This window comes from Pseudomonas sp. NFACC39-1 (assembly GCF_900110355.1).
Lineage (GTDB): Bacteria > Pseudomonadota > Gammaproteobacteria > Pseudomonadales > Pseudomonadaceae > Aquipseudomonas > Aquipseudomonas tehranensis.
In genome coordinates, this window is sequence record NZ_FODL01000002.1 from 481,712 (window position 1) to 502,526 (window position 20,815).

Annotated in this window: 23 protein-coding genes; 7 read left to right on the plus strand and 16 right to left on the minus strand. The window is 61.7% G+C overall.

All coding sequences use genetic code 11. The annotated features are described in order from the left end of the window. Positions 1 to 100 precede the first annotated feature (100 nt). The 7 genes from BMY45_RS06455 to BMY45_RS06485 all read right to left on the minus strand — a co-directional run bounded on the left by BMY45_RS06455 (position 101) and on the right by BMY45_RS06485 (position 5,357). Complete coding sequence (locus BMY45_RS06455) at positions 101 to 1,231, minus strand: AGE family epimerase/isomerase (RefSeq protein WP_092395800.1); 1,131 nt, start codon at positions 1,229 to 1,231, stop codon at positions 101 to 103. Positions 1,232 to 1,414: 183 nt separating this feature from the next. After that, positions 1,415 to 1,987, minus strand: coding sequence for a HupE/UreJ family protein (locus BMY45_RS06460; protein ID WP_092395802.1), 573 nt, complete (start codon positions 1,985 to 1,987; stop codon positions 1,415 to 1,417). 45 nt (positions 1,988 to 2,032) lie between these two features. Then, complete coding sequence (gene ureG, locus BMY45_RS06465) at positions 2,033 to 2,647, minus strand: urease accessory protein UreG (RefSeq protein WP_092395804.1); 615 nt, start codon at positions 2,645 to 2,647, stop codon at positions 2,033 to 2,035. A 9-nt stretch (positions 2,648 to 2,656) separates the two neighbouring features. After that, the gene (locus BMY45_RS06470; protein ID WP_092395806.1) at positions 2,657 to 3,331 is read right to left on the minus strand and encodes an urease accessory protein UreF; all 675 of its coding nucleotides are present in this window, start codon (positions 3,329 to 3,331) and stop codon (positions 2,657 to 2,659) included. Continuing rightward, the gene (gene ureE / locus BMY45_RS06475) at positions 3,328 to 3,828 is read right to left on the minus strand and encodes an urease accessory protein UreE (protein WP_092395808.1); all 501 of its coding nucleotides are present in this window, start codon (positions 3,826 to 3,828) and stop codon (positions 3,328 to 3,330) included. Before ureE ends, BMY45_RS06470 begins: the two co-directional genes overlap by 4 nt. Before the next feature lie 272 nt (positions 3,829 to 4,100). Then, positions 4,101 to 4,733 (minus strand): TetR family transcriptional regulator, encoded by a 633-nt coding sequence (locus BMY45_RS06480; protein WP_092395810.1) that lies wholly within the window; start codon positions 4,731 to 4,733, stop codon positions 4,101 to 4,103. Positions 4,734 to 4,889: 156 nt separating this feature from the next. Beyond that, entirely contained in the window at positions 4,890 to 5,357 is a 468-nt protein-coding gene (locus BMY45_RS06485; RefSeq protein WP_092395812.1) for a hypothetical protein, read from the minus strand. Positions 5,358 to 5,743: 386 nt separating this feature from the next. Between BMY45_RS06485 and BMY45_RS06490 the strand changes: the two genes are divergently transcribed. Continuing rightward, the gene (locus BMY45_RS06490) at positions 5,744 to 7,819 is read left to right on the plus strand and encodes an AsmA family protein (protein ID WP_092395814.1); all 2,076 of its coding nucleotides are present in this window, start codon (positions 5,744 to 5,746) and stop codon (positions 7,817 to 7,819) included. Positions 7,820 to 7,838: 19 nt separating this feature from the next. Here the strand turns inward: BMY45_RS06490 and BMY45_RS06495 are convergent, their stop codons facing one another. Beyond that, positions 7,839 to 8,780, minus strand: a complete 942-nt coding sequence (locus BMY45_RS06495; protein ID WP_092395816.1) for a LysR substrate-binding domain-containing protein — start codon at positions 8,778 to 8,780, stop codon at positions 7,839 to 7,841. A 138-nt stretch (positions 8,781 to 8,918) separates the two neighbouring features. Between BMY45_RS06495 and BMY45_RS06500 the strand changes: the two genes are divergently transcribed. From BMY45_RS06500 to BMY45_RS06515, 4 genes are all read left to right on the plus strand, one after another. Beyond that, entirely contained in the window at positions 8,919 to 9,557 is a 639-nt protein-coding gene (locus BMY45_RS06500; protein WP_092395818.1) for an FMN-dependent NADH-azoreductase, read from the plus strand. A 69-nt stretch (positions 9,558 to 9,626) separates the two neighbouring features. Next, positions 9,627 to 10,517 (plus strand): esterase/lipase family protein, encoded by an 891-nt coding sequence (locus BMY45_RS06505; protein ID WP_092395820.1) that lies wholly within the window; start codon positions 9,627 to 9,629, stop codon positions 10,515 to 10,517. Positions 10,518 to 10,734: 217 nt separating this feature from the next. After that, on the plus strand, positions 10,735 to 11,016 hold the full coding sequence (locus tag BMY45_RS06510) for a PsiF family protein (RefSeq protein WP_092395822.1): 282 nt from the start codon (positions 10,735 to 10,737) through the stop codon (positions 11,014 to 11,016). 151 nt (positions 11,017 to 11,167) lie between these two features. Next, on the plus strand, positions 11,168 to 12,181 hold the full coding sequence (locus BMY45_RS06515; RefSeq protein WP_092395824.1) for an AI-2E family transporter: 1,014 nt from the start codon (positions 11,168 to 11,170) through the stop codon (positions 12,179 to 12,181). Positions 12,182 to 12,315: 134 nt separating this feature from the next. Here BMY45_RS06515 and BMY45_RS06520 read toward each other — a convergent pair whose 3' ends face one another. Then, complete coding sequence (locus BMY45_RS06520) at positions 12,316 to 13,590, minus strand: Hsp70 family protein (RefSeq protein ID WP_092395826.1); 1,275 nt, start codon at positions 13,588 to 13,590, stop codon at positions 12,316 to 12,318. A 297-nt stretch (positions 13,591 to 13,887) separates the two neighbouring features. On the opposite strand from BMY45_RS06520, the gene BMY45_RS06525 reads away from it, so the two are divergent. Continuing rightward, a complete protein-coding gene (locus tag BMY45_RS06525; protein ID WP_092395828.1) occupies positions 13,888 to 14,826 on the plus strand; it encodes a DnaJ C-terminal domain-containing protein in 939 nt (312 codons plus the stop codon). A 151-nt stretch (positions 14,827 to 14,977) separates the two neighbouring features. Next, a complete protein-coding gene (locus BMY45_RS06530; RefSeq protein ID WP_092395830.1) occupies positions 14,978 to 15,277 on the plus strand; it encodes a chaperone modulator CbpM in 300 nt (99 codons plus the stop codon). A 165-nt stretch (positions 15,278 to 15,442) separates the two neighbouring features. On the opposite strand, the gene ureC is transcribed toward BMY45_RS06530, so the two are convergent. From ureC to urtE, 7 genes are all read right to left on the minus strand, one after another. Beyond that, on the minus strand, positions 15,443 to 17,143 hold the full coding sequence (ureC, locus tag BMY45_RS06535; RefSeq protein ID WP_092395832.1) for an urease subunit alpha: 1,701 nt from the start codon (positions 17,141 to 17,143) through the stop codon (positions 15,443 to 15,445). A 126-nt stretch (positions 17,144 to 17,269) separates the two neighbouring features. Continuing rightward, on the minus strand, positions 17,270 to 17,578 hold the full coding sequence (locus BMY45_RS06540) for an urease subunit beta (RefSeq protein ID WP_092395834.1): 309 nt from the start codon (positions 17,576 to 17,578) through the stop codon (positions 17,270 to 17,272). Beyond that, positions 17,575 to 18,108, minus strand: coding sequence for a GNAT family N-acetyltransferase (locus BMY45_RS06545; RefSeq protein WP_092395836.1), 534 nt, complete (start codon positions 18,106 to 18,108; stop codon positions 17,575 to 17,577). The genes BMY45_RS06540 and BMY45_RS06545 overlap by 4 nt, the downstream gene beginning before the upstream one ends. 6 nt (positions 18,109 to 18,114) lie before the next feature. Beyond that, positions 18,115 to 18,648: a GNAT family N-acetyltransferase gene (locus BMY45_RS06550; RefSeq protein WP_092395838.1), complete on the minus strand. Its 534-nt coding sequence runs from the start codon at positions 18,646 to 18,648 to the stop codon at positions 18,115 to 18,117. A 9-nt stretch (positions 18,649 to 18,657) separates the two neighbouring features. Further along, positions 18,658 to 18,960 (minus strand): urease subunit gamma, encoded by a 303-nt coding sequence (gene ureA, locus BMY45_RS06555; protein WP_047227360.1) that lies wholly within the window; start codon positions 18,958 to 18,960, stop codon positions 18,658 to 18,660. Between the two features lie 150 nt (positions 18,961 to 19,110). Further along, entirely contained in the window at positions 19,111 to 19,962 is an 852-nt protein-coding gene (locus tag BMY45_RS06560; protein WP_092395840.1) for an urease accessory protein UreD, read from the minus strand. A gap of 30 nt (positions 19,963 to 19,992) precedes the next feature. Then, entirely contained in the window at positions 19,993 to 20,691 is a 699-nt protein-coding gene (urtE, locus tag BMY45_RS06565) for an urea ABC transporter ATP-binding subunit UrtE (protein WP_092395842.1), read from the minus strand. Between the last annotated feature and the right edge of the window lie 124 nt (positions 20,692 to 20,815).

The window sequence follows — 20,815 nt, forward strand, 5'->3', positions numbered from 1 at the left end:
CGAAGCGAGGCTGCGATTTTGCCAAGATCAAAAGATCGCAGCCTTCGGCAGCTCCTACAGCGCAGTCGAGCGGGGGGCGAGCATTTTCGCCACAGGTGCGTCAGGCCAGATAATCGGCCAGCCCGCGATAGCAGGTCAGCAGGTGATACGGCGTGGTCGATGGCATGTCCTGGCGGCTGACAGTGCCGTCGGCGTCCAGGCATTCGTTCCAGCCTTTGGCATGCAGGAAGTGCTGCTGCAACGCCTGTAGTTGATGCAGCAATGCGCCCTGATTGCCGGGGCGTAATGTCAGTGCCCGCAAATATTCCGCCTGAGCCCAGATGCGCTGGGTGGCGTCCCGCGGTACCTGTGGTCCCAGGCTCAGCATGGCGCACACCGCACCGGACTGCGGGCTCACGCCTTGCTGTTCGGTACGGCTGAAGCTGCTCTCAAGGGCTGTGTGCAACTTGCCGCCGCGCAACAGGGACGATGAGGCCAGCAAGTAATACCACTCGAACTGATGGCCTGGCTCAAACCAGTTATCCACAGCCTTGACCGGCTTTTCCATCATGACGCGCTGCTGCGGGTCGATGAAGTGCTTGAACATGGCATCGCACAGGGCCAGCAATGCCTGGCGCACGTTGACGTCGTCGCGAACCGAGAGGGTGGCGAGGAAGGCTTCGGCCAGATGCATCAGCGGGTTTTGCAGCGGGCCGGATTCGCGGGTCGACCAATCGCGTCCCAGGCTGGCCTCGTAAAGGCCGTCTCCGGTCGCAAAGCGCCGGGCGATGACTTCCAGGGCCGCGTTGAGCACCGACTCCACCAGCGGCTCGCGAACCTTGCTCCAGTAATGGGCGCAGGCAAACAGGATGAAAGCGTGGGTGTAGAGGTCTTTGCCGGTGTCCAGCGGTGCGCCTTGGGGGTCAATGCTGTAGAACCAGCCGCCATGTTCGCCATCATGGAAGTGCCGCTGCAGCGAGCGGAACAGTGCGCCGGCCCGTTCTTCGGCCTGCGGCACTTCGCCGATCAGGCTGGCAAACACATACAACTGCCGAGCACAGGCCATGGCCCGGTAGCGCTGGGGCGCGAGAGGCTTGTGCCGGGTATTGAGGGATTCATAGGGCAGCGCCAGCTCGGCATTCCATCCCGGGCCTTGCCACATCGGCACGATCACCTCGTGAAAGTGCTGACGTACCGTGGCGAACAGGGCGGTCAGTTCAGGCGCAGGAGCAGGGCGGGAAGCATCGGGCATTGGTGGGCGTCGTCACGGCTGGAGGGTGATTGCGCGACATGGTAGCAGAGTGGCAAGTTCGAGAGATGGGGAGCTGCCAAGCCGACTTCGCGAGCAAGCCCGCTCCCACAGTTGATCGGTGTACACCGAACTTGTGTGGGAGCGGGCTTGCTCGCGAAGGGACCCTTGAAGGCGCCGATAAAATCAACCCGCCAACAACCACACCCCAGCCGCCGCCGAACCCGCTCCGGCCAGACGCACCAGGGGCGCGGCCGCTCGTGGCAAAACGCGCACCAGCGCAAAACCTGCGCCATGCAACACCGCCGTGGCCGCGACAAAACCGGCCGCATAAGCCCAAGGACTTGTCATGTCCGGCAGTTCCAGACCATGGGCCACGCCATGGAACAGCGCGAACACCGCCGTCGCGCCCATCGCCAGGCTCAGCGGCGGGCGTACCGCCAGTGCCACCGCCAGGCCCAGGGCCAGCACTGAGGCGGCGATTCCGCTTTCCAGTGCAGGCAGGCCCAGGCCTTCAAAGCCCAGCAAACCGCCGATCAGCATGCTGGCGACGAAGGTGCACGGCAGCGCCCAGCGCGCTGCGCCTTGTTGTTGGGCGGCCCACAAGCCGACCGCCAACATCGCCAGTAGATGATCGAGCCCGCCGATGGGGTGACCGAGGCCGGCCATCAGGCCGTTATCGCCGTGGCCGGGGTGGGCAAAGGCCAAGGCCGGAGTCAGCAACAGGGCGAGGGCGCCAAGCAGGCGTTTGTATGTCATGGATAAGCTTCCTTGTTGAGCGTGTGAACCGTTGAAGTTGAAAAGTCAGGCGGCGGTCAGCAGGCCCTGGCGTTCGATGAAGGCGATGATCTGCTCCAGGCCCTGGCCGGTTTTCTGGTTGCTGAACACGAACGGCTTGCCGTTGCGCATCCGTCGGGTATCGCTGTCCATCATTTCCAGGGACGCACCCACCAGCGGCGCCAGGTCGATCTTGTTGATCACCAACAAGTCGGATTTACAGATGCCCGGCCCGCCTTTGCGTGGCAGCTTGTCGCCGGCCGAGACATCGATCACATAAATGGTCAGGTCCGACAGCTCCGGGCTGAAGGTCGCCGAAAGGTTGTCGCCACCCGATTCCACCAAAATCAGATCCAGCCCCGGAAACCGTCGGTTCAATTGATCCACGGCCTCAAGGTTGATCGAGGCGTCTTCGCGAATCGCCGTGTGCGGGCAACCGCCGGTTTCCACGCCGATGATCCGCTCCGGCGCCAGGGCTTGGTTGCGCACCAGGAAGTCGGCATCTTCGCGGGTATAGATGTCGTTGGTGACCACCGCCAGGTTGTAGCGCTCCCGCAAGGCCAGGCACAGGGCCAGGGTCAGGGCGGTTTTGCCGGAGCCTACCGGGCCGCCGATACCGACGCGCAGAGGTTGTGTATTCATGAGGGTCTCCTAGGAACGGAACAGGCGGCTGTACTGGCGCTCATGGGCCATGCACGCCAGGGACAGGCCAAACGTGGCGCTGCCGTAATGGTCGGGATCAATGTTCGAGGCGTTGTGTTGGGCCTCTTGCAGCAGCGGCAGCAGTTCGCTGGTCAGGCGCTGGGCGGCTTGCTGGCCCAGGGGCAGGGTCTTCATCAGGACGGCCAACTGGTTTTCCAGCCAGCTCCATAACCAGGCGGCAAGAGCGTCCCGGGGGCTTATGTTCCAGGCGCGGGCCGCCAGGGCCCAGCCCAGGGCCAGGTGCGGTTCGGTACGTTGTTCAAGGAAACTCCGTGCCGCGGCATCGAGTTCCGGCAAGCCGACCAGCAACTGCTGCAACGAGTAACCCATCTGCCGACTTTCCTGATGCAGCTCGCGGGTTTCCCGACTGGCGCGGTGTTCCTCGCAGTGTTGCAGCAAGGCGTGCCAGTCGTCGGCTGCGGCGGCGGTGCAATGGGCCAGCAGCAAAGGAGCCTCGAAGCGCGCCAGGTTCAACAGCAACTGATCACTGATCCAGCGACGGGCGTCGTCGCAGGTTTTGACCTGGCCGTTATCCACCGCCATCTCCAACCCTTGGGAATAGCTGTAGCCGCCGATCGGCAATTGCGGGCTGGCCAGACGCAGCAGCGCCCATGCCGGATTCATGTGCGTACGCCGAACTGATGCAGGCGTGGTGCGTAGTTGAAATCTTCGTCGCCATGTCGGGAATGATGATGACCACCGCCATACGCGCCGTGTTCCGGCTGGAACGCGGCCTCGATGGTTTCGGCGCGTGCACCCAATTGTTCGAGCATCGCCTTGAGCACGTAATCGTCCAGCAGACGCAGCCAGCCATCGCCCACTTGCAGGGCGACATGGCGATTGCCCAGGTGATAGGCCGCGCGGGTCAGCTCGAATGCATTGGCGCAGGTGACATGCAGCAATTGTTCGGGGCGGGCGCAGACGCGCACGATGCGTCCGTCTTCAGCTTGCAGGCATTCGCCATCGTAGAGCGGCGGCTGGCCTCGCTCCAAAAACAAACCCACGTCTTCACCCTCGGCACTGAAACAGCGCAGGCGGCTTTTGCTGCGGGCATCGAAGGTCAGGTGCAGCTCGGCGTCCCAGCGGGGTTGAGTGTCGATTCTGCGATGAATCACCAGCATCGGAAGGCTTCCAGCAATGAACGGTGCTGTGTTTAGAGCAAGGGGCTTGCCAATCGAAGGGGATGTAGGAAATAGCTGGGATGGCGTTTCAGGATGGGGCGGATTGCGTGCCGTTATGGTGCGCTTTTCGATGTTGCGCACCATTTTGCAGCTTGCACGAAACACTGTGGGAGCGAGCCTGCTCGCGATATCAGTGCATCAGTAAAACCAACGCTGACTGACCCACCGCTATCGCGAGCAGGCTCGCTCCCACAAAGGAAACATCTCGGCGGCTACTCGGTACTGCCCAGCCCTTGCCAATGCTTGAGCCCGATGAAGATAAAGCGCAATTGCTGGGTGATTTTCACTTGCGGGGTGAGGTGCTCGGGCAAGGCTTCGGCGGGCGGGTCGATGATGTCCGGCAGGGTGGCGAACACGCTTTTGACGATCAGGTCGGCCATTACACTCAAGGCAGGCAGGTCCAAGTGCTGCAATTTGGGCATCAGTGCCAGGTCGGCGGCCAAGTCCGAGCTGATGCCTTCACGCAGACAGGCGATGGCCTTGCGCACGGGCAGGGAGCCGCCGTACTGCTCACGGGCCAAAAACAGGAATTGCGAGCGGTTGGCTTGCACCACGTCGAGAAAAATACGCACCGAGGCATCAATGATGCCGCCCATGACGAATTCGTTGTGACGTACCAGCCGGATCGTTTCGCGGAAGGTCTGGCCGACTTCGCTGACCAGTGCCAGGCCCAGGTGGTCCATGTCGTCGAAATGCCGGTAGAACCCGGTGGGGACGATGCCGGCGGTCCTGGCGACTTCGCGCAGGCTCAGGCTGCCGAACCCTCGGCCGCACTCCATCAAATGACGGGCGGCATCCATCAAGGCATTTCGGGTCTGTTGTTTCTGTTCGGCGCGGGGCAGCATCGCAGGGCTGACTTCTGATTCACGGAAGCGACGCACTCTAGCAAATCGGCTTTGCCGACGTCGAACGGTAGAGGGGGATCAAGCGGGGAAACGAGGGTCTCGGAAAATCAAAAGCCCGATTGCAGGAATCGGGCTTTTTCGCAGGCCACCATGGGCTCAGCTCAATGCGCTGTTGCGTTCGTTCACGCGGTCACCACCGCCTTCGGCAACGGCTTCGCCTTGTGGAGTGCGCTCGTAACCGCCTTCAACCAGACCTTTTTCTTCAAGGCGACGACGGCCATTTTCAGCGACTTCCTGGCCTTGACGGGTGCGTTCGTAGCCACCTTCGGCGACTTCCTGGCCCTGACGGGTGCGTTCGTAGCCACCTTCGGCAACTTCCTGACCCTGACGGGTACGTTCGTAGCCACCTTCGGCAACTTCCTGACCCTGACGGGTACGTTCGTAGCCGCCTTCAGCCAGTTCCTGACCTTGACGGGTCTGATCGAAGCCATCTTCAGCAACGGTCTGGCTATAGACCGAACGGCTGTCCTTGACCTGTGGCGTGGCTTGTTCGGAGGCTGGCAGTGCGAAAGCGGTGGAAGCCAGCATTGAAAGGGTAAGGCTCATCAGCAATTGGCGTTTCATGATCAGTGCTCCTTGGAAGGGCGATAAAGTGGGTACGGAGCCAATGCTACTCTCGATAAGTCGATATAAAAGTTCATAAAGACAATGGTAATAATCAACGGAATTGATTGTTCTGTGGAAAGGCTCTAGAACGGGCCTTTGCGCGGTGTGGTTTTGCACTGCAGTGGGTATTTTATACCCATTCATGCCACGCAAAAGTGCGGGGGCGGTAACAGGTAGTTGGCGGTTTGGTCAGGATTTTTTCAATTTTTTGTACCGCCCGTCGCCCAAAGTGTTAAACCAGTTGGCCGTATTGCCAGTCCTACTCTTCATAACGAGCCGATTACAGGTTCGTGTTTCCAAGGCGTCGCCGTCCGGACGCAGATTTGTCATCAGGAGCCTTGTGCATGACGCGCACCTCAAAAATCTTCGCCTGGACCCTCGCCAGTCTTGTTGTCCTGCTGGCCGTATTGGTGCTGGTCATCGCGTTCTTCGATTGGAACCGGATAAAGCCGCCGCTCAACGCGAAGGTTTCCGAAGAGTTGCATCGCCCGTTCGCCATCAATGGCAACCTGGCGGTGGTTTGGCAACGTGAGCCGCGGGAGGGCGGCTGGCGGGCCTGGGTGCCGTGGCCTCATGTGGTGGCTGAAGACTTGAGCCTGGGCAACCCGGACTGGTCGAAAACTGCGCAAATGGTCACGCTCAAGCGCGTCGAATTACGCATTTCGCCCCTGGCCTTGCTGGCCCGGCGAGTGGCAATCCCCCGCATCGACCTGACGGAGCCCGATGCCAACCTGCAACGCCTGGCTGATGGCCGTGCCAACTGGACGTTCGAGTTCGATCCGAAAGACCCGGATGCCGAGCCGTCCAGCTGGACCGTGGACATTGGCACCATCGGCTTTGACAAAGGCCATGTGACCCTTGATGACCAGACGCTGAAAACCCGCCTGGACCTGTTGATCGACCCGTTGGGCAAACCCATCCCGTTCAGCGATATCGTCGGTGACAATGCCGCGAAAAAAGCCCGTGACGCAGGCGCGGCTCCCCAGGATTATGCGTTTGCCTTCAAGGTCAACGGCCAGTATCACGGACAGAGCCTCGCAGGCTCCGGCAAGGTCGGCGGCCTATTGGCCCTACAGGATGCGTCGCAACCTTTTCCGTTGCAGGCCCAGGCGAAGGTCGGCGATACCCGTGTCGAACTGGCCGGTACGCTGACTGACCCGATGAATCTGGGCGCGCTGGACCTGCGCTTGAAACTGGCCGGTAACAGCCTGGCCAATCTTTACCCGCTGACCGGCGTGACCCTGCCGGATTCGCCGCCCTATTCCACCGATGGCCGCCTGATCGCCAAGCTCCACGAACCGGGCGGGGCACTGTTTCGTTATGAGGCCTTCAACGGCAAGATTGGCGATAGCGATATCCACGGTGACCTGGCTTACGTGGCCAGTCAGCCGCGGCCCAAACTCAGTGGTGCGCTGGTGTCCAATCAGCTGTTGTTCAGCGACCTGGCGCCGCTGATCGGTGCTGACTCCAACGCGCAACAAAAGGCCCGCGGCGGGGCGAGCAAACAGCCGTCCGACAAAGTCCTGCCCGTGGAAGAGTTTCGTACCGAGCGCTGGGGCGTGATGGATGCCGACGTGGAGTTCACCGGCAAACGGATCGTCCACAGCGAACAGTTACCCTTCACCGACCTGTACACGCACCTGGTGCTCAACGATGGCCAACTCAGCCTCGAGCCCCTGCGCTTCGGTGTGGCCGGTGGCCGGCTTGATGCGCAGATCCGCCTCAACGGCCGCACCCGGCCCCTTGAAGGAAAGGCCAGGCTGACGGCGCGGGGTTTCAAGCTCAAAGAGTTGTTCCCCGGTTTCGCGCCGATGAAAACCAGCTTCGGTGAACTGAACGGCGATGCCGATATCTCCGGCCGTGGCAATTCGGTGGCGGCGTTGCTGGGCACCGCCAATGGCACGCTGAAAATGCTCATCAACGACGGCGCCATCAGTCGGGAGTTGATGGAGCTGGCGGGGCTGAACGTCGGCAACTATGTGGTGGGAAAAATCTTTGGCGACGAGGAAGTGAAGATCAACTGCGCGGCGGCGGACTTCGACATCAAGACCGGCCTGGCGACGACTCGCCTGTTCGTGTTCGACACTGCAAACGCGATCATTTACGTCGATGGCACGGCGAACATGGCCAGCGAACAACTGGACCTGACCATTACGCCGGAGTCCAAGGGCTGGCGCTTGATTTCCCTGCGCTCGCCCTTGTATGTGCGTGGCACCTTCGCCAAGCCCGCGGCGGGCGTCAAGGCTGTGCCATTGATGCTGCGTGGCGCCGGGATGGTGGCGCTGGGCGTCATTGCCGCGCCGGCGGCCGGGTTGTTGGCCCTGGTTGCGCCCAGCGGTGGCGAGCCGAACCAGTGCGCGCCGTTGCTGGAACAGATGAAAGCCGGCAAGGCGCCAGCGACGGTCAAGCCCACCCGGTAGCCAGATTAGCCTGCTCGCGCTAAGTCTGGACGAGGCGATCCTCGAATAGTTTTACTGAATTTTTCAGTGCGTGACCGGACAACCGAGCCTCTTCTTCCAGCCACTGGAAGAATGCCCGTACCGGTGGATGGCGTTCACGGCCTGGAACACACAAGGCACTGTAGCCAGCGCCGTTGACCTGAATCTGCGGTCGATAAGCCACCAACAGGCCACTGGCGACGCTTTCGGAAGCGAGGATGTTGCTCGCCAGTACCAGTCCTTGCCCGGCTATCGCCGCTTGCAGGGCGTAATGCTCCTCGTCGTACTCGCGCACGCACGGTTGCCGGGCCAGCCAGGTTTCGCCGGCCTGAGCGCACCAGGCTTCCCAGCCATGGGCGTACAGTTTGGCGTTATGCCAGCGCACGCTGATCAGCGTGGGCGGCCTCTGCGCGGCCAGGGCCACTTGTTCCGGCGAGCCGTACACGCCGAAGTGTTCATCGAAAAGGCACAGGCCGTACAGGTTCGGGTAGCTGTCCAGGCTGTAGCGCACCACCAGGTCGACGCTGGCGTCCTGATGCAGATCGACCACTTCGCAGTGGGTGTCCAGGCGCACGTTGATATTCGGATGACGCGCATAAAACCGGCCCAGGCGCGGCACCAGCCACAGGCTGGCAAACGCTGCGGTGGTGGAAAGGGTCAGGTGGGTATTGGTGCGTTGTGGGCGCAGGGTGTCGACGCTTTGCGCCACTTCCAGCAGGGCCCCGTGCAGGCTGTTGAACAAGCGTTGGCCGCCGTCGGTGAGCCGCACCTGGCGCGGCTGACGTTCGAACAGCTGCACACCCAGCCAAGTTTCCAAGGCGCGAATCTGATGGGAAACTGCTGTGGGTGTCACCGACAGCTCCGCCGCCGCAGCCTTGAAGCTGAGCAGCCGTGCGGCAGACTCAAAGGCGCGCAATGCGTTGAGGGGCAGCGTGGCAAACATCACAGATCTCCTGAATGGCCATGGATGAAATTATCTCATCTAGCTTGATAAGCGCTCATTTGTCCGCCCGTAGCGTTGGACGTCAAGCTGGAAGCGAAAAGAGTCGATTGATTCTAGTCGCAAACCCAGGAGATTCAGATGAGCAAAATTCTTGTTGTGCATGGCAGCCCTCGGGGCGAGCGCTCTCACTCCCGACGTCTGGCCGAAAGCTTTGTCTCGGCCTGGCAGGCGGTTCATCCGCATTCCCAGCCGACCCGTCGCGAAGTGGGGCGCACCGTGATTCCTCCGGTCAATGAAGCATTCATCGCGGCGGCGTTCTACCCCGAACCGCAAGCCCGCCCGTTGACCATGCAGGCGGACCTGGCACTCAGTGATGCATTGGTGACGGAGTTGCAGGCCCATGATCGGTTGGTCATCTCCGCACCCATGCACAACTTCAGCGTGCCTAGCGGAGTAAAAGCCTGGATCGACCAGATCGTGCGGATCGGGCTGACGTTCAACCACAGCCTGGATAACGGCGTGTCGCAGTACGAGCCGCTGGTACTGGGCAAGAAAGCGCTGATCGTGACCAGTCGTGGCGACTTCGGTTTCGGGCCCGGCGGTCAGCTTGAAGGGATGAACCACGCCGACACGCTGTTGCGCACCGTGCTGGGCTTTATCGGTATCACCGATGTGACGGTGGTTGCCGCCGAAGGCGAGGAGTCGGCTGAGCGCAGTTTCGCCCAGTCTTGCGCCGAGGCCGAGCAACGCTTGCTGGGGTTGGCGCAGACGTTCTGATGGCGCGGGTGTCATAGACGGGTCATCATCGATACCGATGCTGACCACCTATTGATCAAGGATGTCGCCATGTCACAACAGTGCGCCACTCGTTACCCGCTGGTGCTGGTCCCCGGAATGCTCGGGTTCATTCGTCTGGTGCTGTATCCGTATTGGTACGGGATCGTCTCGGCGTTGCGCCGGGGTGGGGCAGTGGTGATTGCTGTGCAGGTGTCACCGCTGCACTCATCCGAGGTGCGCGGCGAGCAGTTGCTCGCGCGGATCGAGGAGATCCTGAAGCAAACCGGTGCGCAGAAGGTCAACCTGATCGGCCACAGCCAGGGCGCCTTGACGGCACGTTACGCGGCGGCCAAGCGCCCGGACCTGGTGGCATCGGTCACCTCGGTGGCCGGCACCAACCATGGTTCCGAGCTGGCTGATTACCTGCAGACTCACTACCCGGCTGACAGCGTCAAGGGGCGCTTGCTCAGTGCCTTGCTGCGGTTGATCGGCGCCCTGATGAGCCTGCTGGAAACCGGTTATCGCGGGCCCAGGTTGCCGGTGGATATCCAGGCGTCCCACGGTTCTCTCACTACCGCGGGCGTGGCCCTGTTCAACCAGCACTATCCGCAGGGCCTGCCAGAAACGTGGGGTGGGAGTGGACCCGAAGAGGTCAATGGTGTGCGTTATTACTCCTGGTCCGGGACCTTGCAACCAGGCAAGACCGACAAGGGACTTAACCTCTTGGACGGTACCAACCGTACCTGCCGGCTCTTCGCTCGCACCTTCGTGCGCGAGGCCGGGCAATGCGACGGCATGGTCGGGCGCTACAGCTCGCACCTGGGCACGGTGATCGGCGATGACTATCCGCTGGATCACTTCGACATCGTCAATCAGTCGCTGGGGCTGGTGGGCAAGGGCGCCGAGCCGGTTCGTTTGTTCGTCGAGCATGCGCAGCGATTGAAGGCGGCGGGGGTGTAGAACGTCAGGATGACCGCGTTATCGTTCTTCGCGAGCAAGCCCGCTCCCACATTTGAACCGCATTCTTTCTGAAGGAACTCGGTCATCCGTGGGAGCGGGCTTGCTCGCGAAGACGGTCAATCCGGCACAAAAAATCACGCAGATGAAGGTGTGACAGGCTTTGTCTACACTGCATTTCATCGCCGTACCCCTCGTGCGGCAGTCAGGAGAAAACATCATGAAGATGCTGCGTGTTCCTTTGTTGCTGCTCGGGTTGCTGCTGTCTTCCCAGGGCTTTGCCGCCACGGCCCAACAGAACAAGATGACCACCTGCAATGCCGACGCCAGCGCCAAGGCCCTCAAGGGTGACGAGCGCAAAGCCTTCATGAGCAACTGCCTCAAGGCCACCCCGGCGACGCCGCAGGAGCGTATGAAAACCTGTAACGCCGACGCCACCACTCAGGCCCTGAAAGGCGATGCCCGCAAGGCATTCATGAGCGATTGCCTGAAGAAGAAATAAGGACTAAAAGATCGCAGCCTCGTTGCACTTGGCAGCTCCTACAGGGGGAACACGGTCTCTGTAGGAGCTGCCGGAGGCTGCGATCTTCTCGCTTCGCCAGCAGAACGCTGGCAGACTGCCGATCCTTTACGCCGTTTTGTTCTGAGGCTGTATGCCAACGTTTTCTCAGCGTCATGTCTTGTTGGTGATCAGTTGGGTGATCATTTTTGGTGGGTTGTTGCTGGTGCTGCCACTGCGCCTGTTGCCGAGCCTTTTGGCCGGTTTACTGGTGTTCGAGCTGGTCAACATGCTCACCCCGCAACTGCAACGGCTGATCGAGGGCCGGCGGGCCCGCTGGTTGGCGGTGGCGCTGCTGGGCACGCTGGTGGTCAGTGTGCTGACGCTGATTTTCGCCGGGGCCTTCAGTTTCCTGCTCCATGAGGCGGAAAACCCGGGGTCGTCCCTGGACATGTTCATGGCGGTGGTCGACCGCGCCCGGGGGCAGTTGCCGCCGTTCATCGACGCCTACCTGCCGGCCAGCGCGGCCGAGTTCCGGGTGGCCATTGGCGACTGGATGACCAAGCACCTGAGCGACTTGCAGCTGGTGGGCAAGGATGCGGCCCACATGTTCGTGACGTTGTTGATCGGCATGGTCCTGGGGGCCATCGTCGCCCTGCAGCGCATCCCCGACCTGACCAAGCGCAAGCCCCTGGCTGCGGCGCTGTTCGACCGTCTGAACCTGTTGGTCAAGGCGTTCCGCAACATTGTGTTCGCCCAGATCAAGATTTCCCTGCTCAACACCTTCTTTACCGGGATCTTCCTGGCGGTGGTGCTGCCGCTGTTCGGCATCCACCTGCCGCTGACCAAGACCCTGATCGTCATGACGTTCCTGTTGGGGCTGCTGCCGGTCATTGGCAACCTGATGTCCAACACCCTGATCACCATCGTCGCCTTGTCGCTGTCGATCTGGGTGGCAATGGCCGCGCTGGGCTACCTGATCGTCATCCACAAGCTCGAATACTTCCTCAATGCCCGCATCGTCGGTGGGCAGATCAGCGCCAAGTCCTGGGAATTGCTCATGGCGATGCTGGTGTTCGAAGCCGCGTTCGGCCTGCCGGGCGTGGTGGCGGGGCCGATCTACTATGCGTATCTCAAGAGTGAGTTGAAGCAGGTGGGGATGGTTTGATCCAGGAAATGTGTTGGCTGATCTGACGCCTTCGCGAGCAAGCCCGCTCCCACATTTGAACCGCATTCTTTCTGAAGGAACTCGGTCAACTGTGGGAGCGGGCTTGCTCGCGAAGGCCGCGCCTCGGTCTTGAATCAGACCTGAGTGCCGTAGCGCTTCATCGCCTCGATCGCCAATCCGCTGCCGATGCTGCCGAAGATGTTGCCTTCCACATGCCGGGCCAGGGGGAGCATGGCCGAGACGCTGTTGCGCAGCGCCGGGATGCCGCTGGAGCCGCCGGTAAAGAACACCGTGTCCACCTGATCGACGCGTACGTTGGCATCGCCCAGCAATTGCGTGACGCTGCCGCGCACCCGCTCCAGCAGGCCGTCGATGGCCGATTCAAACAACTCCCGGCTCAGGTCCACGCTCAGGCCCGCCTCGATCCGGTCCAGGGCCACATGGCGCTGGTCGGTGTGGGTCAGCTGGATCTTGGTTTCTTCCACTTCCATCGCCAGCCAGTGCCCGGCGCGCTGGTCGATCAGCTTGAACAACCGGTCGATGCCCCCGGTGTCTTCGATGTCGTAACGCATGCTGGCCAGGGCCAGGGTGGATTTTTGTGAGTACACGCCGTTGATGGTGTGCCAGGTTGCCAGGTTCATGTGGTGGCTGGTGGGCATGTAGGCGCCGCTTTTCATGCGGCTGCCGTAGCCGAACAGCGGCATCAGGCCGGCCAGCGAGAGCTGCTTGTCGAAATCGGTCCCGCCGATGTGCACGCCGCCGGTGGCGAGGATATCCGCGTGGCGGTTGTCGTGGGTGCGGCGTTCGGGCGACAGGCGCACCAGCGAGAAGTCCGACGTACCACCGCCGATGTCGACGATCAGCACCAGCTCCTCTTTCTCGATGGTCGATTCATAATCGAAGGCCGCCGCGATGGGCTCATACTGGAACGAGACTTCCTTGAAACCGATGGCGCGGGCCACGTCCACCAGGGTGTTTTCCGCTTCCTGATCGGCCATTTCATCGTCGTCGACGAAAAACACCGGGCGACCCAGTACCACTTCTTCGAATTCCCGACCGGCGGTGGCCTCGGCGCGCTTCTTCAACTGGCCGATGAATAGCCCCAGCAGGTCTTTGAAGGGCATGGCCGTGCCCAGCACGCTGGTGTCGTGCTTGATCAGCTTGGAGCCCAGCAGGCTCTTGAGCGAGCGCATCAGCCGACCTTCGTAGCCTTCCAGGTACTCGTGCAGGGCCAGGCGGCCATACACCGGGCGGCGTTCCTCGAGATTGAAAAAGACCACCGAGGGCAGGGTGATCTTGTCGTCCTCCAGCGCAATCAGCGTTTCCATGCCGGGGCGCAGCCAGCCGACAGTGGAGTTGGACGTGCCGAAGTCGATGCCGCAGGCACGGGCCGGAGATGCGTTTTTCATGTCTTTCGGGTTCCAGTTGAAAAAACGGCCGCGCAGTGTATGTCAGTGCGGCCCGGATTCGAAGGCCGGTTATCTGCTAATTCGCAATCACTGGCCTTGAAAGACGCTCTTATACCCCCAAACTTGCTGGCATGAGCCTGGTAGCCACAGGGCGGGTACAAGAACCGCCACCGGCTGCCGATAAACTTCTGAAGCGCCGCCCGGTCACAAACCTTGAGATCGGTCAAACCCCAGGACTTGTATCACGAGCATGCTGCGGGTGGCGGCGCGATATCGATAACGGATGGTGATCCTTCGATGGACTTCAAAGACTATTACAAGATTCTGGGTGTGGAGCCGACGGCCGATGACGCCACGATCAAGGCTGCTTATCGCAAACTGGCCCGCAAATATCACCCGGATGTGAGTAAGGAAAAGGATGCCGAGACCAAGTTCAAGGACGTCTCCGAAGCCTATGAAGCGCTGAAAAGCGCCGACAAACGCGCCGAGTACGATGACCTGCGTCGCTATGGCCAGCACGGCCAGCCTTTCCAGGGGCCGCCGGGCTGGCAGAGCCGTGGTGGGTTTGGCGGCCAGGACACAGGGGATTTCTCGGACTTCTTCAGTTCGATTTTCGGTAATCGCGGGCCGGGTTTCGGTGGCGGACAGTCAGGCCGCAGCACTGGTCGTCGAGGGCAAGACGTGGAAATGGAATTACCGATTTTCCTGGAAGAAACGCTGTCGAACGAGTCGAAAAAAGTCAGCTTCCAGGTGCCGCAGTACAACGCCGCCGGCCAGCATGTGAGCAACACCAGCAAAAGCCTGAACGTGAAGATTCCGCTGGGGGTGACCGACGGCGAACGCATCCGCCTCAAGGGCCAGGGGGCGCCGGGTGTCGGCGGTGGTGCCAATGGTGATTTGTACCTGACCATTCGCTTCGCGCCGCACCCCAAGTTCGACGTCGAAGGCCAGGATCTGATCATCACCTTGCCCCTGGCACCGTGGGAATTGGCGCTGGGCACTGAAGTGGCGGTGCCGACCCTCACCGGCAAGATCAACCTCAAGGTTCCGGCCGGCAGCCAGAACGGCCAGCGCATGCGCGCCAAAGGCCACGGTTTGCGTAACAAAGCGGGCGAGCGCGGCTACCTGTTCGTGCAGCTCAAGGCGGTGATGCCCAAGAGCAGCGACGAGGCGGTCAAGGCGTTGTGGGCGGAGCTGGCGAAGAAGGCCGCGTTCGATCCGCGGGAGAATTTCTGACAGCGGCCGGTCCCTGTTGGTAGGAGCTGACGAGTGGAACGAGGCTGCGATCTTTTGATCTTCCGCTCTAGACTCAATGGGGAATGGAAAGATCGCAGCCTCGTTTCACTCGTCAGCTCCTACACAGTTAAAGCATTGGGAGAAGCAGACTATGAACAACCCGATCATTGAACTGAACCTGCTGGAATTCTGTGAGGCCGCTGCATTGGCGGACGTCCATGTGATTGAAATCGTCGAGCACGGCATTCTCGAACCCCATGGCGCAGCACCGGCAGATTGGCGTTTCACCGATTACGAACTGGTCCTGGCCCGCCGTGCGGCCAAGCTTCGACGCGAGCTGGAGCTGGAATGGGAAGGCGTCGCCCTGGCACTGGACCTGCTGGAAGAAGTACAGCAACTGCGCAACGAAAACCGCATGCTCAAGCAGCGGTTGGGGCGGTTGGTGGAGTGATGCGAGGCAACAGCCTACGCCATAGGTGAGGCGGGCACCCGTGGCGAGGGAGCTTGCTCCCGCTCGGTTGCGCAGCGACCGCCAAAAAGCGAGGGCCGCTACGCAGCCCAGCGGGAGCAAGCTCCCTCGCCACGGGGCCTGCGTTCGGTCAGTATCAACCAACCATCAAAACAGAAAATACCGCTGCGCCATCGGCAGCACATCAGCCGGCTCACACCACAACAACACCCCATCGGCCTTGACCTGGTAGGTCTGCGGATCGACATCGATGCTCGGTAGGTAATCGTTGTGGATCAAGTCGGTTTTCTGCACCTCTCGGCAACCTTTGACCACGGCAATTCTCTTCTTTAATCCAAGCTGTTCGGGCAGCCCCGCCTCGGCGGCGGCCTGACTGATAAAGGTCAGGCTGGTGGCGTGCCGCGAGCCGCCGTAGCTGGCGAACATCGGTCGGTAGTGCACCGGTTGCGGTGTCGGGATCGAGGCGTTGGCGTCGCCCATCAGGCTTGCCGCAATCGCCCCGCCCTTGAGGATCAGGGTCGGCTTGACGCCGAAAAATGCCGGGCGCCACAGCACCAGGTCAGCCCACTTGCCCACTTCGATGGAGCCCACTTCATGGCTGATGCCATGGGTAATCGCCGGGTTGATGGTGTACTTGGCGATGTAGCGCTTGATGCGGAAATTGTCGTTGCCTTCGCCGTCGCCGGGCAGGGCGCCGCGTTGTTTTTTCATCTTGTCGGCGGTCTGCCAGGTGCGCGTGATGACTTCGCCGACGCGGCCCATGGCCTGGCTGTCGGAACTGATCATCGAGAACGCGCCCAGGTCGTGGAGGATGTCTTCGGCGGCGATGGTTTCACGACGGATACGGCTTTCAGCGAAGGCCACGTCTTCGGCGATGCTCGGGTCCAGGTGATGGCAGACCATCAGCATGTCCAGGTGTTCGTCGATGGTATTGCGGGTGAACGGCCGGGTCGGGTTGGTGGAGCTGGGCAACACATTGGCAAAGCCGCAGGCCTTGATGATGTCCGGCGCATGCCCGCCACCGGCGCCTTCGGTGTGATAGGTGTGGATGGTACGGCCCTTGAACGCGGCCAGGGTGGTTTCCACGAAACCGGATTCGTTGAGGGTGTCGGTGTGGATCGCCACCTGCACGTCGTACGCGTCGGCCACGCTCAGGCAATTGTCGATGGCCGCCGGGGTGGTGCCCCAGTCTTCGTGCAGCTTCAGGCCGATGGCCCCGGCCTTGACTTGCTCGATCAACGGCTCCGGCAAGCTGGCGTTGCCCTTGCCGGTGAAGCCGATGTTCATCGGGAACGCGTCGGCGGCCTGGAGCATGCGCGCCAGGTGCCACGGGCCGGAGGTGCAGGTGGTGGCATTGGTCCCGGTGGCTGGGCCCGTACCGCCGCCGATCATGGTGGTCACACCGCTCATCAAGGCTTCTTCGATCTGCTGCGGGCAGATGAAGTGAATGTGAGTATCGATACCTCCGGCCGTGAGGATCATGCCTTCACCGGCGATCACTTCGGTGCTGGCGCCGATGGCGATGGTGACATCGGGCTGGATGTCCGGGTTACCGGCTTTGCCGATGGCCGCGATGCGCCCGTCCTTGAGACCGACATCGGCCTTGACGATGCCCCAGTGATCGATGATCAGCGCATTGGTGATCAAGGTGTCCACGACCTCGGCGGCCAGCAGCTGGCTCTGGCCCATGCCGTCGCGAATCACCTTGCCGCCGCCGAATTTCACTTCTTCGCCATAGGTGGTGAAGTCTTTTTCCACTTCGATCCACAGTTCGGTGTCGGCCAGGCGGACCTTGTCGCCGACGGTGGGGCCGAACATGTCGGCGTAGGCTTGGCGGGAGATTTTCATGTGTTCGCCTTGGGATTCAATTGGATGTTGGACCGTTCGCATTACTCGCTATCGCAGCCTTCGGCAGCTCCTACAGGCGTACGCATTCCCCTGTAGGAGCCGCCGAAGGCTGCGATCTTTTAATCTTTAATCCAGTTCGCCCATCACCCGCCCGGCAAACCCGAACACCCGCCGATGGCCGGCCAGGTCAACCAGCTCGACTTCCCGACTCTGGCCCGGCTCGAAACGAACGGCGGTGCCGGCCGGGATGTTCAGGCGCATGCCACGGCTGGCGGCACGGTCGAAGGCCAGGGCGTCGTTGGTTTCGAAAAAGTGATAGTGCGAGCCGACCTGGATCGGCCGGTCGCCGCTGTTGGCGACGTTCAGGGTGAGGGTGCGGCGACCGACGTTGAGTTCGATGTCGCCGGGCTGGACCTGGTATTGGCCTGGAATCATTGCGGTTGCCCCAAAGTCTTGTAGTAAATGGCGGTCGGGGTGTAGGTCCCGTCCGGGCTCTGGCAGTAGTCGGGCAGTTCTCCGACGCGGGTGTAGCCCATGGCGCGATAGAATGCCTCGGCCTCGGAACCGGCCTGCGTGTCGAGGTACAACAGGCCGCGCTTGTGCTGGCGGGCGCCCAGTTCCAGGGCGCTCATCAATTGCTGGCCGAGACCCCGACGGCGGGCCTCGCCGCGCACCAGCAGCTTTTGCACTTCGGCACGGTTGAGGCCGTTGGGTTTCTGGCACAGGGCAAGTTGGACGCTGGCCTGCACCTGTTCATCCTTGACCACCACCCACAGCAGTAAGTGGCCCTGGTTGAGACTGGCCTGGACCTCGTCGAAATAGGCGCGGGCCTGGACCGCGTCGAGGTCGGCCATGAAGCCTACGCTGGCGCCATAGCCCACGGCATCGAGCAGCAGATCGATCAGGCCCTGGCGATAGTGCGCAAAGCTTTCAGCGGGGACTCGACGCAACTGGGCGGGGTTCATCGGTTATCACTCCTTGTCGACGGCAGGCGGTAGCGCCCCTGGGTTGAGGATCAACTGCATGAAAGTCAAATCCAGCCAGCGGCCGAATTTGGTGCCCACCTGAGGCATCTGCCCGGTGGTGATGAAACCGGCCCGCTCATGCAGGCGAATCGAGGCCGCGTTGGCGCTTTCAATGGCCGCGACCATGACGTGTTTGCCGCATGCCCTGGCGCGCTCGATCAGGGCCGTCATCAACAGTGAGCCCAGGCCGTTGCCGCATTGGTCGTTACGTACGTACACCGAATGCTCCACGGTGTGCCGGAAACCGTCGAAGGGTCGCCAGTCGCCGAACGAGGCATAGCCGAGCACGTTATCTTCGTCATCGACCACCACCAACACCGGATAGCCTTGCGATTGTCGGGCGCTGAACCAAGCCTGGCGATTGCCCAGGTCCACGGTCTGTTCGTTCCAGATCGCCGTGGTGCGTAGCACCGCGTCGTTGTAGATGTCACGGATCGCGGGCAAGTCGGCGTGCCGGGCGTCACGAATGTCATAGGTCATGGCGCAACCTCACGCGATCGGCTGGTGGACGGTGACCAGTTTGGTGCCGTCGGGAAACGTCGCCTCGACCTGGATCTCCGGAATCATTTCCGGGATGCCCTCCATCACCTGTTCACGGGTCAGCAGCGTGGTGCCGTAATGCATCAGCTCGGCCACGGTCTGGCCGTCGCGGGCGCCTTCGAGCAGGGCGGCGGAGATATAGGCCATCGCCTCCGGGTAGTTGAGCTTCAAACCGCGAGCCAACCGCCGCTCGGCGACGAGACCGGCGGTGAAAATCAGCAGCTTGTCTTTTTCGCGTGGGGTCAGGTCCATGTGCAATCCATAAGGGCGGATAAATAATTCGGGCTAGACACCGTTCCCCTGTGGGAGCGAGCCTGCTCGCGATAGCGCTGGGTCAGTCAACATCTATATTGGTTGTTCGATTGCTATCGCGAGCAGGCTCGCTCCCACAGGAAAGCCAATTCAGGTGCTCCAGATTCTGGGTGGTACGGCCTCTCTTCCAAGCAATGCAGGCCTGAGCAAACGCCACAATTCAATCAACCAACCCCGCGCCAGCAGCGCCTCGCTCGCCAGGCACCGGGCCACGACCAGGCCGGGCAACTGGGTCAGATCACCGCGTACGTCATGGTCCAGGGATCGACACCGTTCCAGCAACTCGCTGTCAATCTCGCCAGTCACCAGCAGCGAGGCAAACACCGGATCGCCGCCCAGTCCAATGGGCGAGTCGAGCAATCCGTCACCGCCCACAATGCGCTGGCGTTCATGCCAGAGCAACTGCCCGTCGCGGCGAATGTCCAGCCGTGACTGGAAGTGTCCCAGGTCAAATCGCTCACCGCTGGCCGGTCGACCGAGGGCCACCATGTCCCAGTAGAACAAGCGCCCGTCACCCTGCAGGTCGATGCGGGTGCTGAGTTCGGCCTGGGCGGCGCTGAAGACGATGGTTTCCTGGGGCAACCATTCCAGGGTCGCCCCTGCGGCCACGCTCAGGTTCAGTTGCTGATATGCCGGGCTGGCGGCGCGATACCATTTGGCCGCGCCGGGACTGGTCAACTGCGCCCACGCAGCGGGGCCGACGTGGGCGGCGATGTCCAGCCGATCACCGCCGGCAATTCCGCCGGGCGGGTGGACGATGATGTGCTGGCACACTTCGGGGCCTTCGGCGTACAGGTGTTTTTGCACCCGCAGCGGACCTTTGTGGCGGCGCTGTACCGGGCGCGTGCAGTCACCGAACCGGGCGTAACCCAGTTCCAGCTCGGCATGCCAGCTGGGGGTGAACAGGGCCGAAGGGGCCAGTGAGGAGACAGGTAGGTTCATGATTTCTGATTATCGTTAGAGCGCTACAGACTAGATCGTAACCAGCCCGCGTACACCCTCGGCTTCCATATTTTCTCCGCGCCCCTGCTGCACGATCTCGCCCCGGGACATCACCAGGTATTGATCGGCCAACTCGGCGGCGAAGTCGTAGAACTGCTCCACCAGCAAAATCGCCATGTCGCCCCGGGCCGCCAGTTTCTTGATGACCACGCCGATCTCCTTGATCACCGATGGTTGAATGCCTTCGGTGGGCTCGTCGAGAATCAGCAGGCGCGGACGGCTGGCCAGGGCCCGGCCAATGGCAAGTTGCTGTTGCTGGCCACCGGACAGGTCACCGCCACGGCGTTGTTTCATTTGCAGCAGCACCGGGAACAATTCGTAAATGAACGCCGGCACTTCCTTGGCCTCGGCAGCGGAAAAGCGCGACAGGCCCATCAGCAGGTTCTCTTCCACCGTCAGCCGCCCGAAAACTTCCCGGCCCTGGGGCACGTAGGCAATGCCGGCGTGCACCCGTTGGTGCGGCTTGAAGGTGGTGATGGGCTTGCCTTCCCAATTCACCGCGCCTTCCTTGGCTGGCAACAGGCCCATCAGGCATTTGAGCAGGGTGGTCTTGCCCACGCCGTTGCGGCCCAGCAGGCACGTCACCTCGCCAACCTTCACGTCGAACGACAGGCCGCGCAGGATGTGGCTACCGCCGTAGTATTGGTGCAGCTTATCGACTTGCAGCATGTCTTAAGTCCCTCTCAAGTCCCCTGTGGGCGCAATAGCTTTCTGTGGGAGCAAAGCTTGCTCGCGACAGCAGCACCTCGGTCCATCAGAAGGACCGGGTTATCGGTCATCGCGAGCAAGCTTT